Origin of the sequence: Phormidesmis priestleyi BC1401, from assembly GCF_001650195.1 — a bacterium.
In the GTDB taxonomy this organism is placed as follows: domain Bacteria; phylum Cyanobacteriota; class Cyanobacteriia; order Leptolyngbyales; family Leptolyngbyaceae; genus Phormidesmis_A; species Phormidesmis_A priestleyi_B.
The window spans coordinates 1-16,763 of the sequence record NZ_LXYR01000029.1 but is presented as its reverse complement, the minus strand read 5'-3'; the positions used below and the strand labels follow the sequence as shown (position 1 = coordinate 16,763).

Annotated in this window: 14 protein-coding genes; 9 read left to right on the top strand and 5 right to left on the bottom strand. The window is 48.2% G+C overall.

The genetic code is table 11. The features are described from left to right. Nucleotides 1-1,637 precede the first annotated feature (1,637 nt). Nucleotides 1,638-2,036: a hypothetical protein gene (locus A8707_RS15425; RefSeq protein WP_068818140.1), complete on the top strand. Its 399-nt coding sequence runs from the start codon at nucleotides 1,638-1,640 to the stop codon at nucleotides 2,034-2,036. 429 nt (nucleotides 2,037-2,465) lie between these two features. On the opposite strand, the gene A8707_RS15420 is transcribed toward A8707_RS15425, so the two are convergent. The 3 genes from A8707_RS15420 to A8707_RS15410 form a co-directional block, all read right to left on the bottom strand. After that, a complete protein-coding gene (locus tag A8707_RS15420) occupies nucleotides 2,466-3,155 on the bottom strand; it encodes a tetratricopeptide repeat protein (protein ID WP_068818139.1) in 690 nt (229 codons plus the stop codon). 134 nt (nucleotides 3,156-3,289) lie between these two features. Beyond that, complete coding sequence (locus tag A8707_RS15415; RefSeq protein WP_068818138.1) at nucleotides 3,290-3,616, bottom strand: hypothetical protein; 327 nt, start codon at nucleotides 3,614-3,616, stop codon at nucleotides 3,290-3,292. A 111-nt stretch (nucleotides 3,617-3,727) separates the two neighbouring features. Continuing rightward, entirely contained in the window at nucleotides 3,728-4,687 is a 960-nt protein-coding gene (locus A8707_RS15410; RefSeq protein ID WP_068818137.1) for an orange carotenoid-binding protein, read from the bottom strand. Between the two features lie 291 nt (nucleotides 4,688-4,978). Here A8707_RS15410 and A8707_RS15405 point away from each other — a divergent pair, with 291 nt between their 5' ends. From A8707_RS15405 to A8707_RS15370, 8 genes are all read left to right on the top strand, one after another. Further along, on the top strand, nucleotides 4,979-6,775 hold the full coding sequence (locus A8707_RS15405; protein WP_068818136.1) for an ABC transporter ATP-binding protein: 1,797 nt from the start codon (nucleotides 4,979-4,981) through the stop codon (nucleotides 6,773-6,775). A gap of 105 nt (nucleotides 6,776-6,880) precedes the next feature. Then, nucleotides 6,881-7,297: an ester cyclase gene (locus A8707_RS15400; RefSeq protein ID WP_068818135.1), complete on the top strand. Its 417-nt coding sequence runs from the start codon at nucleotides 6,881-6,883 to the stop codon at nucleotides 7,295-7,297. Nucleotides 7,298-7,345: 48 nt separating this feature from the next. Continuing rightward, a complete protein-coding gene (locus A8707_RS15395; protein ID WP_068818134.1) occupies nucleotides 7,346-8,692 on the top strand; it encodes a dihydrolipoyl dehydrogenase family protein in 1,347 nt (448 codons plus the stop codon). A gap of 138 nt (nucleotides 8,693-8,830) precedes the next feature. Continuing rightward, on the top strand, nucleotides 8,831-10,423 hold the full coding sequence (locus A8707_RS15390; RefSeq protein WP_068818133.1) for a response regulator: 1,593 nt from the start codon (nucleotides 8,831-8,833) through the stop codon (nucleotides 10,421-10,423). A gap of 372 nt (nucleotides 10,424-10,795) precedes the next feature. Further along, nucleotides 10,796-11,641, top strand: a complete 846-nt coding sequence (locus A8707_RS15385; protein ID WP_068818132.1) for a metal-dependent phosphohydrolase — start codon at nucleotides 10,796-10,798, stop codon at nucleotides 11,639-11,641. A gap of 165 nt (nucleotides 11,642-11,806) precedes the next feature. Beyond that, the gene (locus A8707_RS15380) at nucleotides 11,807-12,949 is read left to right on the top strand and encodes a glycosyltransferase family 4 protein (RefSeq protein WP_068818131.1); all 1,143 of its coding nucleotides are present in this window, start codon (nucleotides 11,807-11,809) and stop codon (nucleotides 12,947-12,949) included. Nucleotides 12,950-13,133: 184 nt separating this feature from the next. Further along, nucleotides 13,134-14,018 carry a phosphodiester glycosidase family protein gene (locus A8707_RS15375; protein WP_068818130.1) on the top strand — a complete coding sequence of 295 codons (885 nt, stop codon included), beginning with the start codon at nucleotides 13,134-13,136 and terminating at the stop codon, nucleotides 14,016-14,018. Beyond that, entirely contained in the window at nucleotides 14,015-14,629 is a 615-nt protein-coding gene (locus tag A8707_RS15370) for a DNA-3-methyladenine glycosylase family protein (protein ID WP_197484790.1), read from the top strand. The genes A8707_RS15375 and A8707_RS15370 overlap by 4 nt, the downstream gene beginning before the upstream one ends. A 29-nt stretch (nucleotides 14,630-14,658) precedes the next feature. On the opposite strand, the gene A8707_RS15365 is transcribed toward A8707_RS15370, so the two are convergent. Then, nucleotides 14,659-16,320 (bottom strand): CTP synthase, encoded by a 1,662-nt coding sequence (locus A8707_RS15365; RefSeq protein ID WP_068818129.1) that lies wholly within the window; start codon nucleotides 16,318-16,320, stop codon nucleotides 14,659-14,661. A gap of 136 nt (nucleotides 16,321-16,456) precedes the next feature. Continuing rightward, a complete protein-coding gene (locus tag A8707_RS28225; RefSeq protein WP_156518320.1) occupies nucleotides 16,457-16,648 on the bottom strand; it encodes a hypothetical protein in 192 nt (63 codons plus the stop codon). Between the last annotated feature and the right edge of the window lie 115 nt (nucleotides 16,649-16,763).

Genomic DNA, 16,763 nt, shown 5'->3' with positions numbered 1-16,763 from the left:
GTAACGTTTGGGACGATCGCATCAAAAATCGAGTGTAGCAATCAAAGCATAGGCAATGCTAGGGCGAACTTCTCCCATTCAGTAAATCTGTGTGCTGCCAGTCAGACTCAGTTTGAAAAAATGCGGAAAGTTTTGACCGATCCACCTAATTTAGAGTGATACAAGGAAGCCTTCTCTCCAAAAAGGTGTTGTGAGTACGATCACCAACCTCACAAATTGGTTTGGATGTTATGAAGTCCAGCATAACCCTCCACTCATCCTCTTGCCTGTTCCTGAGATAGTGATCGCTGCCTTAGCAGTGCGGAGCGGTAATAGACAGAATGCTGTAGGGAGGCGCAAGTGCCGCACGAACGCGCTTTCACCTAACTTAACCTACAGTAAGAGGGCGATCGCTGACGTGAATGCGCGATCTACTGAAACGAGTCAGTAAACCACCGTTTGAGAACACAATTTGTCTTTTCGCTTGCGGAAAACGCCAAAATGAATATGCGATCTACTGAAATGAGAAAGCAAATGGTTGAAATGGGAAAGCAATTTGTCTGATTGCTTACGGAAAACACCAAAAAGAGAAAGCAAATTGCTACTTTGCTTACTAAATCAGCAGTAGAGAAGCAGATTTTCTCTAGCCTAGAAGCAAAAAATCTGAAAATCGCTCAGTATAACTGCCGAAATGGAGGAGTTATCCTGTGAAGACTCGGTATAAAACCTTAAAAGAAAGAAGTTGTCCGGTCTCTACACAAAGTAATTTCCTCGTGGAGCGTATTATGATGATTGGCAAGAGTCCAAGCCGCAGAAATAATAGCTATGCACCGAACAAAAGGAGTTTCGATGTTTGACAACTTTCCAAAGACGCGACCTCCTCTGCCAAAAGAAATCCAAGACATCTACTCGGCGCATTACAAGTCAAATCGTGAGGGTCAGACAACTGCTTCGTCGTTAGCACAAAGGATGGAATCATGGTTGCATAGGCAAGTTGCAAGTGATGTTGCCAACCTACAAGATTCAGCAAAGGTAACGTTGGAGTTAGGCGCTGGCACCCTTAATCAACTTCAGTACGAATCCACAGTTCACTCGTATGACATAATTGAGCCTTTCACTGACCTCTATAAAAGCTCACCTCTTCTCGGAAAGGTTAGAAACATCTACTCGGATATTTCTGAAGTACCGAACAGTTGCCGCTACGACCGAATCACTTCAATAGCGACACTTGAACATATCTGTAACTTGCCGGAAGTGATAGCGCGGAGTGGACTCTTGTTGGCAGAAAATGGCGTGTTGCGTGCAAGCGTGCCAAGCGAAGGTACATTGCTATGGACACTAGGTTGGAAATTGACCACTGGGTTGGAGTTCAAGCTAAGGCATGGACTCGATTACAGCCTGCTAATGAAACATGAACACGTAAACACGGCGAAGGAAATTGAGGAGGTGTTGCATTACTTTTTTAAGCGAATTAAGTGCAAGGTATTTGGGCTATCTAAGTCAATCTCCATTTATCGGTACTATGAATGCCACAATCCAATAATCGATAGATGTCGTAAATTCTCAAGAAGCACATAACAAGGCGTTGCACTCGACCGCATACAGCTCCGCTCCTCATTTCATCGCTACGCTTCCGGCGGCGAGTGAGCTATACCATTATGCAGCTTAAGTTAACGGTTAAGGAATTCAGCAAAGAGGGAATATTGGAAGTAATTTATCCAGTTAAGCTCTCTTGGTTAAATTATAACCGTTCACACTCCTCCCTATCTTTCAGCGAGAAAGCAGGGGCTTCGATCTTTTTGGCAGGGCGAGCGAACAGTTACCTTAACCCTATGTTGCAATTTTCCCGCACTCCTTTCGTACTTGGGATCGCCTTCACAGCAATGGGGCTGGTAATAGGCTATTTTGCCACTCACGTTTCGACATTCACATGCATTCGCCATGAAATGGAGCAGCAAGGAATATGTCGATTGAAGCAATCAACCTTATTTCTCCCTTGGAACAAACAAGTTACAAGTTTTCAACTAAACGACATCCAGAAAGCTGAATCCGTCTAGATTGGCATCGATAGTTATACTGTTGTTCTTCGATCGCGCAATGCTTCACCCAGCTTTTTACTTCACAAATCAGAGTATTTTGAAAATGCTCGTCAGCCCGCAAGCCAGATCAATTCTTTTCTCGGCAATTCCAAGGCTAAAGTATTGAGCACGCGAGAAGGCGATGGCATTCAAGAGACAATAATTCTACTCAGGTTCTGTGGATTTGGCTTACTGCTCACTTGGAAAGGAATAAAATTTCGGCATCATCCAGATTGAAAGATATGCTTGGACGTAAAGTAGTGACGGTTCAGCACCGCATAACAATGCCCATGCACACCGATCGTTGAGAGCGATTCGGTTATGATGCAGGGGTCATCTGCGTCGGGTGATTATGAACGTTAGTTTGTTGAACCCGATCGCCAAAGTTAATCTTTAGATACGATCGCCTTACTGCAATGCTTCAAGAACTTGCCCAGCTACTTTAATTTGACTCAAGCTGAATCCCGCTTCGTCCAGGTTAGCTAAAAAAGCGCGATCGCGATATCTGCCATCCTCAACAATTGCCTGCTGATAAGCCTGTTTAGCCAACGATTGTTCTTTGTTATTCCAATGCGCGATCGCCAGTGCCACCCAAGGATGAGGATTATTCGGCTCTAGTTTGGCTGCCCACTTTGCAGACGCGATCGCCGAATCGTAGGCAGCTAATCGCCAAAATTCCAGACTAAGATTGTAGTGAGCAATCTCATTCTCTGGAGCAAGCAAAGTTGCCCAGGTGTGCACCATCACGGCATCGGTTAGGCGATCGCTGACCAAATAGACAATTCCCAGTGCGTTGAAGGTCGCTATGTCAAAGGGATTGAGGAACGTTGCCTGTTCTAGAGTTTCTGCCGCTAACGGGTCTTGCTTTGCCAGATGCAGCGTCCATCCTAAACTTACGCGACCCTTGATATTTGTCGGCTCAAGCTCAACCGCTTTTTGAAGTGCCACGATCGCCGCCTCAAGCTGCCCTTGATCTCGATATTGGATGCCGCGCTCACGATATTGAGCCGAGGTGAGCGCGAGCAGAGGTTTGACGTTTAGGAAACTGCTAGCCAACAGGATCACGATGAAAAGGTCTCGGATTCGAGAGACGCGCATGAGATTTGCTTGAGCAACGATACTAAAATTTTACGCTCTTCACTAGAACCCGCTTAGTTTTGGATGGCAGCACCTCGGCGATCGATGCCCAAATAACGTTGCAGAGTCAAGCCGTAAACGTGAGCCACATCAAACTACATCCGTGATAAAACAGCGACCTTTGACAGTTTGTCTTTATCCAGCCCTTCTAGCTCGTTGATATGAAGCCAACCCTCCTTAATTAATCCCGCAAAGACAAAAAGCAGACCCGAATATTGGTAGTCGTACTTGCCCTCAATTCCAAATCGTTTGGCGCTTAAAAAATCGTGTAACTGCCAGAGATTCCCCAACTCTACGATCGTGCTTGCCTCCTCTCGAACGTGTATTAGCAGCGCCTCAACTTCTCGTTTATGAGCTTTATCAAAGGCAGTTCGAGCTATGTTTTTCTCAATATCAGTCCACTCAGGGTCACTCACTTGCATAATTCAATCTAAAATCCGTTCCGCGTTAATGGGTTAAATTTGTTGCGTCTGCTCAGGATGATTGAGCGCCCTTGGCTAAGAGAGCGCCCACCCGATCGACTCGTCCGCTTCCTAGCGAACCAGGTTCAAAAGCTCTTTAGGAGACGCTAACAAGTCAATGGCGACGAAAAAGATCTTGCCTTCAGGGTTGATCAAGAAACGCCACGCCATATTCATGCCCACAGCCGCGCCAAACCACGGAGTCTGAACCTTGCCCGTGACTTTTACCTGGGTGTAGCCATCTTCTGCGGGTTCAGCAACACCGCGCTCTGGGAGCAAACTGAGGTTCTGACATTCTTCTCGGAAGAACCGCATGATCGCATCTTTGCCGACGATCGGTTTCTGGAAGGGAGGCTGCAATGCACCATCCGGGACAAAGAGCTTGATCAGTTCGTCAAAGTCATTGGCATTCAAGTTGTCCATGTAGCTCAACACCGTTGGGTTGTCGAGACCTTCAATGGCAACTTGAGTGCGCTGAGACATCTCTCTAGGCGCAACTACAGGCTCAGAGATTCGGGTGTAGCTGTCGAGTTTCCCTGCATCAAAGCCCATGTTTACAACCGAGTTCCGCAGGACGGTGATCTGTTGTCCTTGATCCAGGGATTTGAGAGTTTCTAGCACCGCGTTTGCGTTAGCTGAGAGCTTGTAGCCAGCCGGGATGGGCGCGACCGCACCTTGCTCCATCCATTCTCCAAGCTGATTCCAAAAGCCTAGCTTGATGTTAGGCGACCAGGTGGCATAGGTGCGGCAGATCGGAGCGTCTGCATTGTTTGCCAAGTCGCACATAGCCTGAGTTTGCTCCTCAAAGGTCATTTTCTTGACTTGGTTCAGGGTTCCTTCAGCAAACTGCATATTGGCTGCACCTGGAGCCGCAACGGTGACGGTTTTGCCCATTTCTAAGAAGGCAAACCACGTCCACGCTAGCTGATCTTCAGCGCTGAGTTGGTTAAATCGCGCGGTCAATGCTGGCACTGCACCAGCCGAGAGGGTTCCGGGAAAAATACCACGGGCAGAATCAATAGTAATTGCCATGCGGAGGGTTGCCTCACTAAGTTTTCAACTGACTTAAGAATAAAGCAGAATGTTCGTGGGTTACGTTTCTGTTCCCTAGTGATTAAGTTATCATAAATCTTTATAAAAGTTAATCAATGTTTATATTCATCTTAGAAACTTAGTTCCGTTGGCGACGGTCATATCTGAGAAAGCTTTCTACAGAGCTGTTTGACGCTATCTAGTCATTCATTCAGCAGCCTCTCGATCGTGCTCTCTAAACCAGGTTTGGCATTATTCTTAGAGAAATCAACGACCGATCGAGGAAAACACATGAGAGGTTCCATCGCTGCGCCTGACGAAAAACCACGTCAGCAGATCTCGACGCTGAAACGCTTTTTGCGCTATTTGCGACCCTATCGAAAAGAGGTGCCAACTGCGCTAATTCTGGTGTCGATCGGGGCAGCCACTCAAGCGATCGGACCTTTTTTAATCGGTTGGTCGATCGACAATCTGATCGTTCGAGGCAACCTGCCCGGACTGCTGATGATGCTGGGCATCTTGGCACTGATCTATTTACTGGGAGTCCAAGCGATTCGGGGTCAGATTTTGCGCGTCGGTTGGATTATGCAGCGATTGCTAGCTCAACTGCGGCAAGATATTTTTGTCAAAATTCAAAGTTTGCCGTTGAGCTTTTTTGATCAGAGTGAAGCGGGAGATTTGATGAGCCGTTTGCTGAATGATGTCAGCACCGTTAATCAAGCATTTGGACAAACGATCGCTCAGATGTTGGGCAACTTGTTTAGCATCGTTGGTATTATCATTGCGATGTTGTTCATCAATCTGCAACTGGGGCTGTTAAGTAATTTAGTCGTCCCGTTAATGATTTTCACAACTGGGTTGTTTGCACGATGGGCGAGAACGCGATTTCGGGTGACGCGACAAACGATCGGAGAGCTATCCACTAAGTTAGAAGAAGATATTGGTAGCGTTCGAGAGGCACAGGCATTTAATCGGGTGTCTCTAAACATTGAAGAATTTGAACAACTTAACGCTGCCAATCGCGATGCAAATATTGAAGCGGTTGCAATCACCGCAGCGTTTCTCCCCTCGATCGATTTTCTAAATACTCTAGCCACTGCGGGCGTGTTGGCGTATGGTGGCTATCTAGCAGTGACAGGTGCCGCAACCGTTGGCGTTGTCACCGCATTTTTGCTCTACGTTCAGCAGTTTTTTCGACCGATTCAGATTCTCAGTCAGTTCTATACGCAAGCTCAGTCTGCCTTTGCGGGATTAGAGCGCATCTTTCTGCTGTTGGATGAGCCATCAAAGCTTCAAGACGCGATCGACGCGATCGAGATGCCCCCCATGCGTGGAGAAGTCACCTTCGAGACGGTGACATTTGGCTACACCTCTAGTCAGTGCGTTTTGAATGGCGTTTCTCTCCATGCCAAACCCGGACAAATGATCGCCCTCGTCGGACCGACCGGAGCCGGAAAAAGCACGATCATCAACCTGATTTTGCGCTTTTATGACGTGACTGGGGGAGCCGTCAAAATCGATGGCATTGACGTTCGCACTGTGACTCAAGCCAGTTTACGTCGTCCGATCGGCATCGTTTTACAAGACACCGTTTTATTTAGCGGTAGCGTTGCCGAAAACATTGCGTTTGGCAATCCTCACGCGACGCAAGCCGACATTGAAGCGGCGGCTCAAGTGGCAAACGTCCACGAGTTTATCACCACGCTTCCTCAAGGATATGCAACGCTGTTGGGTGAACGAGGAGCCAGCCTCAGCCAGGGGCAACGACAGTTGATGAGCATCGCCCGCGCTGTGTTGATCGATCCGCGCATTCTGATTCTCGACGAAGCCACTAGCAGCATTGATACGCGCACCGAAGCGTTGGTGCAATCTGCGATCGCTCGACTGCTCGAAGGGCGCACCAGTTTTGTGATTGCTCACCGTCTCAGCACCGTGACTCAAGCCGATCAGGTGTTGGTTGTCCAGCAGGGCGAGATCGTAGAGCATGGCACTCACGCCGAACTCGTTGCACAACAGGGCGTTTATGCCAATCTGTACGCACTTCAGCTAGGGCAGCGATCGGAGGTGAATGTGATGACAAACCTTTAATTTCTCAAACTCACTCCTTCAGAAAGATGAGCCGCCATTTTAATCTGCATACAATCTAAAACGGAGAACCAAAATCTACTTTTCTATCATGGAGAAAATTAAATAATGCCAGTCGAAGAAGATAATAAAGCAGTCGTGCGCCGCTTTTATGAAGAGGTGTTCAATCAGGGACGTGAAGAAGTCATTGACGAAATCATCGCTTCCGACTATCTGGATTACGGTCATACTCCGCCAGGACGGGGGCGCGAAGGAGTGCGGGAAGATATGCGTGGGATGGGTGCCGCATTTACCAATGGTCACTTCACGATCGACGATTTAGTTGCGATCGGAGATCAAGTCGTCGCTCGCTGGACAGGGACTCTGACTCATACAGGCACATTTGAAGGCGTTTCTCCAACTAACAAGTCACTATCACTAACAGGCATCAGTATTTATCGCGTTGCCAACGGACAGATTCTAGAAACTCGCAATGCCGTTAACTGGATGCCGTTGCTGCAAGAGCTAGGCGCGATTTCAGCCTAGCAAAGAGTCAAGTCTAAAATCCCAAATTCGATTAGGAGAGCGTGCCCAATGGAAACCGCAGACTTGATTGTGATCGGCAGTGGTCAGGGTGGAATTCCGCTTGCCAGTGATTTTGCAAAAGAAGGACGTAACGTGGTGCTCTTTGAACGCGATGCTTTGGGAGGAAGCTGCATTAACTATGGTTGCACTCCCTCAAAAGCATTTTTAGCGGCGGCTCACGCAGCAGGTCGGGCACGGCAGGCAGAAAAGCTAGGAATTCATGCTCAAGTCACGGTTGACTTTCCGGCAGTGATGCAGCGAGTTCGCAGTATTCGAGATAGCTTTCATCAAGGGGTTAGAACCCGATTGGAATCGGCGGGTGTAAGAATCGTCTGTGCAGAAGCCTCGTTTATCGCACCCCGATCGGTGGCAGGAGACGATTTAGAGGTGCAAGCTCCGATCGTCGTCATCAACACGGGCACCTCTGCTTTGATTCCCGACATTCCTGGGTTGGCAAACACACCCTATCTTACGAACCGCAACTTCTTTGATTTGCAAACCTTGCCCCCGCGTTTGCTCGTGATCGGCGGTGGATACATCGGCTTAGAACTGGGACAGGGAATCGCACGGTTAGGCAGTCAGACTCAGATTATTGTGCGGGGCGATCGGGTGCTCGATCGTGAGGAATCTGAAGTCAGTGAGGTACTGGTCACAGCATTGGAACAAGACGGAGTGCAGCTTCATTTCAAGGTCACGGTCGAGAACGTGGAGTATGCAAACGACTTATTCACCCTGACGTTGAGTAATGGCGATCGCCTCGAAGCAGAAGCCTTGTTAGTCGCGACCGGACGCAAACCCAACACTCAAGCCCTCAACACGGCGGCAACCGGAGTCGAGCTAGACGATCGCGGCTACGTCAAAATTGATGACCACTTTCATACTGCCTGTGAGGGAGTCTACGCGATCGGAGATGCGGCAAACCAGCCTGCCTTTACCCATGTCTCATGGGAAGACTATCGCCGCTTAAAAGCGATTTTGTCGGGCGGAGAACGCACCCGCCACGATCGAGTTCTCGGCTATGCAGCTTATACCGAGCCTCAAATCGGGCGAGTCGGCATGACGCTTGAGAAAGCACAGCAAGCAGGCATCAACGCTCGATCTGTAAAATTGCCGATGTCTCAGATTGCACGCGCGATCGAGTGGGGACACGACTTAGGATTTTATCAACTGGTGATTGACCAAGACACCGACAAAATCTTGGGCGCAACGCTCGTCGGCTATGAAGCGGCTGAAATTGTCCATGTGTTCCTCGATCTCATGGAGGCGGGAGCAACTTGGCAACTGTTAGAGCAAGCAGTTCACATTCACCCGACCTACGGAGAAGCCTTGCCCAGTTTAGCGCGGCTGCTGATTTGAGCGGGGATAAGAATGACATTCTCTCACGATAAGATTTACTTACTCAGTAATTTCCCCTACACTGGTGGTTAGTGTTCCCGTTGAGCTGTTTTTTAGAGACATTCATCTCAGTAATCTTCCTACAGAATCATTCACGCTATGCGGATTCTTTTAGTCGAAGACGATCGGCTCATTGCAACTCCCCTAATCGAAGCCCTAAACGACCAGCATTATGTAGTAGACCATACCATTGATGGTTTAAAAGGATGGGGACTCGCAGAATCGTTTAGCTACGATTTGATTTTGCTCGATGTTTTGCTTCCTCACCTCGACGGGATTAGTTTTTGTCAGCGCTTGCGATCGCAGGGCAACCAAACGCTGATCCTATTGTTGACGGCTCAAGACACCACCACCAAAAAGGTGCAAGGGTTAGACGCAGGGGCAGATGACTATGTGGTTAAACCGTTTGATCTGCAAGAGCTATTAGCCCGCATCCGCGCCTTACTGCGTCGGGGAGGATCTACACTACCGCCTCTGCTGACGTGGGGAAACTTGAATCTCGACCCTAGCACCTGTGAAGTCACCTGTGAATCGCAGCAACTCCGCCTCACGCCCAAAGAATATAGCCTGCTTGAACTGCTCCTTCGCAACCCTCAGCGCGTCTATAGTTCGAGTGCTTTAATCGATCATCTCTGGTCACTCGAAACTCCCCCCGCCGAAGAAACCATTCGCTCTCATGTTAAGGGGTTGCGACACAAACTCAAAACGGCTGGAGTAGCTGGAGATCCGATCGAGACCGTTTATGGAATCGGCTATCGTCTCCGAAAAGCTGAAAGACTCAAACCGCAAACCGCAGACCGCAAGGGGCTTCCCAAATCTTCTGCTGCCCAAGTTGAAGCCGAAGTGGATGAGATTTGGCGAGATATTCGCGACCAACTCAATCAGCGTGCCATCGCGATCGAGCAAGCTAGCCTTGCCTTGCAAAATAACCAACTGGGTCCAGTGCTGCGATTGTCTGCCGAGCAAAATGCTCACAAGCTCTCTGGGTCACTGGGTATGTTTGGCTCAGAACAAGGCTCACGGTTGGCGCAAAAAATTGAAACGCTACTTACGTCAGACGTGCAGCCTAGTCAGATTCACACCTTTTGCCAACTCGTGCAGGCACTCAGACAAGAAGTGCAGATCCTGAACGCAAAGCAGCCCCCCGAACTGTTAGCTGATGATGATGTTCTTGACGCGCAGCCGTCTTTTTCAAATGCTGCCGCCAGTTCGATCGTTCGCAATTTTGCAGAACTTTGTGTGGCAAATCGTGCTCAGTCGCTTCAAGACTTGGATGAGTCTTTAGCGTTAGCCAAGCAAGAAGCCCGATCGTTCTCTCTCGCCATTCTGAATTTAGAGTCTCCTCAGCAGACACTCGATCACCAGCATTCTCAGATCAAGAATCAAGTCATTCATCACTGTGGAGAACTCCTGCGGACTCGATTTCGGGCAACTGATGTGATTGACTATTGGGGAGATGAAACGTTTGTGATCGGTATGGGAAACACGTCTCACTCGATCGCCACCAAACGGATGACTGACGTATTAAAAGTTCTCCACGAGCAAGCCCTGATTTCTGCAAGCTCTCACTCGTTTGAAGTAGCGTTTAGCGCGGGTATTGCAGGATATCCCCAAGACGGTGCTGACCTGCAAGCGTTGTATCGATCGGCAACCCAGGCGCTTGAGCAGGCAAAGGCAGAAGGCAGCGATTGAGTCTTGTTTACCTGACCTGGGACAAGCGGCTTTTGACTACGCTAGATGCCAAGAGAAATCTGCCTGTAGATAGATGTAATTTTTGCATCAATTTAATGCGCCTAATATGCATCACTCCACAAGTTCTGCATATTTTGAGACTAACTTGAGGTAGACATAAGTCGTATTTGTACCTAGTCGATGGTGTAATGCCTTTGATTCTTGAATTGATTTACAACGCCTAGCAAACCTGATAAATCACCTTGTCTCTGTTTGATAAGTCGCATCCTACGGCACTTCTCGATCGGAGGCAACGTGAGCTAACCTCGCTCCCTCGTATTTCTGTTGTCTGAAAACGCTCCATTCAAGCAAGTTAGTGAAGAGCCGTAGATCATGATTCATTCTCAATCTGCAAAAATTCGATATTGTGTTGAGCATCTGCAAGCGGTCTGTCAGCACATTTATGATGACTGTCAACCGGGCTATCTCGATTTAATCGGTCAAACCGCAACCTTGGCGCTGAACGCGATCGCGCTGAGTGATATGCCCTATCACAATCTTGAGCACACGATTTTAGTGACGACAACCGGGCAAGAGATGTTGCGCGGAAAGTATCTCCTTGAGGGAATGATTTCGTGTCAAGACTGGGTGCAGACGATTTTGGCGCTCGTGTGTCATGACATTGGCTATGTGCGCGGGATTTGTCAGCACGATCAGGTTGACGATCGCTGTCGCTATGCCACCGGAATCGGAGATGAAACTGTCTTTCTGCCTCTAAATTCCACCGATGCGAGCCTTGCACCTTATCACGTCGATCGGGGTAAGCAGTTTATTGAAGACCACTTAGGTGGTCATCCATTAGTTGATGTGGAGGCAATCAAGCTCAACATTGAGCTGACTCGCTTCCCGTTTCCTGATGAGCCGCTTTGCCGAGACACGGCAAATTATCCAGGTTTGGTAAGAGCGGCTGATTTGATTGGGCAGTTGAGTGACCCATATTATTTAGAGAAATTGCCTGATCTGTTTTATGAGTTGGAAGAAACTGGAACCAGTCAGGCGTTGGGTTATCACCATCCGAGAGACCTGCGATCGGGCTATCCTAGTTTTTACCGCAAGGTGGTCTATCCCTATATTCGCGACGGCATTCGCTATTTGAAGCTAACTCGACAGGGGTGCGATATCTTGACTCATCTTTATGGGAATGTGTCGATCGTCGAAAATGAATTGATGGCAGTCTAGCAATCAGGTGACAGGTGTAGGATTGGGGCAGTAAGTCCGAAATTTCCTCTCAAAGATTTGGACAATAAACCTGTTGAACCTATCAGCAGAATCTCCGAGTTTCCACAGAGAGCTTATTTGTAGTTTCGGTCAACAATAAACTAGCTATTTAGGACTTGTTCAACAATGGCAACGGTTTTAATTGCTGGAAATGTACACCTGACTTATCCCAATCTTCCCCGTCAATCTCAGCATACTTTTTTGCGCTTAAAAGCATTTCCTTTCGGCAGATATCCTTTGCGAAATATCTTACCTCGCTCTGGTGATTTAGCTGCGTGGCAACCGACTTTTAACTCGCATCAAGTGATTCATTGTTTTAATCAAATTCCTTTAACTCGTCAGCCTTGGTTGATCACCTTTGAACAGGCATTACCTTACGATCGAGAAAGCTGGTTGACACCGTTACTAACTCAAAGGTTAGCGGCTGACAACTGTGTGAAATTGATTGCGATTTCAGATTACGCCAAGCTTAAGCTAGTTCAAGCACTGAAGAATCATCGCCTACAAAAAAAGTTACTAAAAAAACTGGACATTGTTCATCCTAACTTTCAAATTCGGGCAGATCGAGCCAAACGTTATAGAAATGGAGAACCCTTAAATCTGATTTTTGTTGGCAATCAATTTGCTCGTAAAGGAGGAATTGTCGCCCTAAGATTAGCTAAAAAAGCAAATGAATTAAAGCTTCCGATCGTAGTTCACATTATTTCTAAACTCAGTTTTGATAGCCCAACAGATCATTTAGATCCCTCAAACTATCAGCCAGATTTAGAACTACTCAATCTTCCCAACGTTGTTTTTCATCAACAAATTCCTAATTCTAAAGTTCTAGAGTTATTAGCAGAAAGCCACTTTCAACTAATGGCAACCTTACACGACACCTATGGATACAGTGTTATAGAAGGGTTTTCGGTAGGGACACCTGCCATAACAACTAACGTCTGTGCACTACCAGAACTTATTCATCCGAGTGACAATGGCTATCTTCTGTATTTAGAATTGGATGAATCTAGGCAGTGGAAAAAGTGGATGCACGGCTCTATGCGCCAAACTGATGAATATTGGCAGGTGTTAGATAGCACATTTAATAACTTGGCAGATCAAGCATTAGTCAAGTTACAAGAATTTTTCAATCATGCCAACTCATCCTTGATTTATGAGCAATTGAGTGAAGGTGCATTGACTCACATGAAAGCCTTGCACGATGCTGAAAAAGCAAATCAGTGGTTTGATCAGCTATACATAGACATCGCTCAAAAAAAGCATCTATAGATGTCAGAGTCTGTGCAAATAACGATCGCGATCGCAATCACCCTTGCAACAAATAATAGATTTAACAATCCTGTAGAGACGTTCCGGTGGAACGTCTCGCCGATCGTGCCCCGACCAACCATCTCTCATATTCAAACACAAAATCGGGACAACCCATTTCCGCCTTTTGCACTAGACTTGCAAAATGGCAAAACCTTGGCGAATTATTTTAGGATTCATTGGCTTGGGATCGCTGTTGGTCTCCAGTTCCCACGCTTTTTGGTATTCCGCCTTCGCCGATCGCTCATCAGCAATCACTAAATCTAAGCCAGTCATCAGCTACAAATCTCGCAAACTATCTCACGGAACCGCCCATATTGTATCGATTCCGGCAGGACAATTTCGGGTAACTCCTGCCCTATCAGCCAGCACCGAACCGCTAGAAGATTTTGCAAAACGAGACGGCGCGATCGCTGCTATCAATGGCGGATTTTTTGATCCAGAAAATCACCAGTCCACGTCTTTTGTGGTTCTCAACGAGCAAGTGATCGCAGACCCTCGCCAGAACGATCGCTTGATGCAAAATCCCACTTTGTCGCCTTATTTAGACAAGATTTTGAACCGCAGTGAGTTCCGATCGTATCAATGTGGAGACACGATCGCCTATCGGATTCGTCAACATCAAGATCCGATTCCGGCAGGATGTCGATCGCTGAGTGCTTTGGGAGGCGGTCCTCGTTTATTGCCAGACAGGACGGATCAAACAGAAGGATTTGTTGATCGAACCAAGGGACGCGACGCACTAGGCAGCGACCAGCCCAACGCGAGAACCGCGATCGGACTAACCCATAACGGCACCATCATCTGGGTAGTGGTGGCTCAAACTCCTGATGTCGCCAACTCTGGAGCGTCACTATCAGAGTTAGCAGAGTTGATGAAAGGCCTGGGCGTTGAAACGGCAATGAATCTCGATGGGGGCAGTTCTTCGGCACTCTATTATCAAGGCAAAACGATTTATGGCAAACTAGACAAGACTGGAAACCCCATTCAGCGACCTGTAAAGTCAGTTTTTTGGGTCAAAGCTCGATGAAATTGGATTACTCGATCGCTGTCTCTGCCCTCAAACAATCTGACCCGATTTTGGCGGCGGTCATCGATCGAGTCGGTGAATGTACGTTAGATCAGACGCAGCATCCTGGAGACTTATTGTATTCGCTGTCCCGATCGATCATCTCACAGCAACTCTCAACCAAAGCAGCCAGCGCCATTCATCGTCGCTTTCTCACACTCTATTTGGGGATGCCAACCGCTCAGGAAATTTTAGACACAGCAGACGAAGACCTGCGCGGAGTCGGGCTTTCGCGGTCTAAAGTTCTCTATATGCGAGATTTAGCAAACCACGTTCTCAATGGGTTGCCTACCCTGACCGACCTAGAGACGATCGACGACGAAACTATCATTCAAACCCTGACTCAAGTGAAGGGCATCGGACGCTGGAGCGTGCAAATGATGCTGATCTTCCGGCTGCATCGGTGGGATGTGTTGCCCGTTGATGACTTGGGCATTCGGACGGGAATTCGTCGAGCTTATCAATATTCAGATATTCCCAACAAAGCCGCGATCGAGGAATTAGGAAAAGTCTGGCAACCCTATCGCACGATCGCGTCCTGGTATCTCTGGCGCAGTCTAGAGAATGTTTGAGCGGCGATCGCTCAAGGGCTTTAAACCCATCAACTTTCGGTAAAGGCGACTAAGGGCGCTCCTATATGAGAGTTTAGCTCTAGTTTTGCAGACGGCTTTTCAGCAACTGCCGACTGAATGAACCCCTTAAACAATGGATGAGGTTTGCTGGGTCGCGACTGAAACTCTGGGTGAAACTGAGTCGCCACAAAAAATGGGTGTCCGGGAAGCTCAATGATCTCGACCAGTCGCCCATCTAGCGACGTGCCGCTAATCACATATCCAGTCTCTAAAAACAGGCTCCGATACTGATTGTTAAACTCATAGCGATGGCGATGCCGTTCATAGACAACTTCTTCTTCATAGAGACTAAACGTCACCGTATCCGGGGTCAAGCGACAGGGATATAAACCGAGGCGCATGGTGCCGCCCAAGTCTACAACGTCTTGCTGTTCGGGCAATAAGTTGATTACCGGATTTTTGGCATCTGGGACAAATTCAGCGCTGTGAGCCTCTTCTAAACCCGCTGTGTTTCTTGCCCACTCAATCACTGAACACTGCATTCCCAAACACAAGCCCAAAAAGGGAATTTTGCGGGTTCGGGCATACTCGATCGCTGCAATTTTGCCATCGACTCCCCGAATCCCAAAGCCACCCGGCACTACGATGCCATCAACGCCTTGCAGATAGGCATCTGCACCATGCTCTTCAACGTCTTCAGAGCTAACCCATCGCAGTTGCAGCTCGCTGCCGTTGGCGATCGCGCCATGCTTCAGTGCTTCGACCACCGACAGATAAGCATCACTCAAGCGCACATATTTGCCAACGATCGCAATTTCGACTTTCTGAGTCGGACGGTAGAGCCGCTCAACTAGGGTGTGCCACTTGGTTAGATTGGGCTGACGTTGCTCTAGGTGCAGCAGGTCGATCGCTTGGGTGGCGAGTCCTTCTTTCTCCATGATCAGCGGCACTTCATAAATGCTGGCGGCATCTTGACAAGTGATTACACACTCGACTGGCACGTCGCAAAACTCAGACATTTTGTCTTTAATGCCGGGAGGAAGCGGACGATCGCAGCGACACACCAAAATATCGGGCTGAATGCCAATCGATCGCAGCTCTTTAACCGAGTGCTGAGTAGGTTTGGTTTTCATCTCACCCGCTGACGGAATCCAGGGCACTAGGGTGACGTGCATATAAATCACGTTTTGCCGTCCGACTTCTTTACGAAATTGACGAATCGCTTCTAAAAAGGGCAGCGACTCAATATCGCCTACGGTGCCCCCAATCTCGACTAGAACCACATCAGGATTGGTATTCTTCGCGACTCGCAAAATCCGTTCTTTGATCTCATTGGTGATGTGAGGAATTACCTGCACGGTGCCGCCATTGTAGTCGCCGCGTCGCTCTTTATGAATGACTGACTGATAAATTGCCCCAGTGGTGACGCTGTTGAGGCGAGACATCGGCGTGTCTGTGAACCGCTCATAGTGTCCTAAGTCGAGGTCAGTTTCAGCCCCGTCTTCAGTCACAAATACTTCCCCATGCTGGAATGGACTCATCGTTCCGGGATCGACGTTGATGTAGGGGTCGAGCTTGAGAATCGAAACGGAATAGTCGCGCGACTTGAGCAATCGACCTAAACTGGCTGCTACGATGCCCTTGCCAATACTAGAGACAACGCCACCTGTCACGAACACAAATTTAGTCATAAAACCTGAAGGGCAGAAACGCAGATAACCCGTTTATTTTGACATAGGGATCTCTAGGTCGGGGATTATCGCCATAAAACAAGGAGCATAACAATAACACCATACTCCTTGTTTGCATCAGAGAAGCAGGGTGGTTTCAAGTTAGCCAGCGAAAAACCTGATGGACTTGATTGGCTAGATGACGAATGCAATCTGGGAGAGTACGGCAACCCAAACGACGGGCAAGGGTAATCAGGAACGAATTGAAGATCGCCCAACTAATCGGGGCATACCCACCCCGTCGAGGCGGATCATCTTCGTGTAAGGTGACATCTTTGACCCAGTGCAACCCATTTTCAATTTGCCATCAATTCTAGGAATTCAGGGGCATCGAGGGTTAAGTTGCTCAAGTAGCACTGCGCCTCTTGAAACGGCTTGCTCGCCCGGATGCCCTGGCGGTTGAC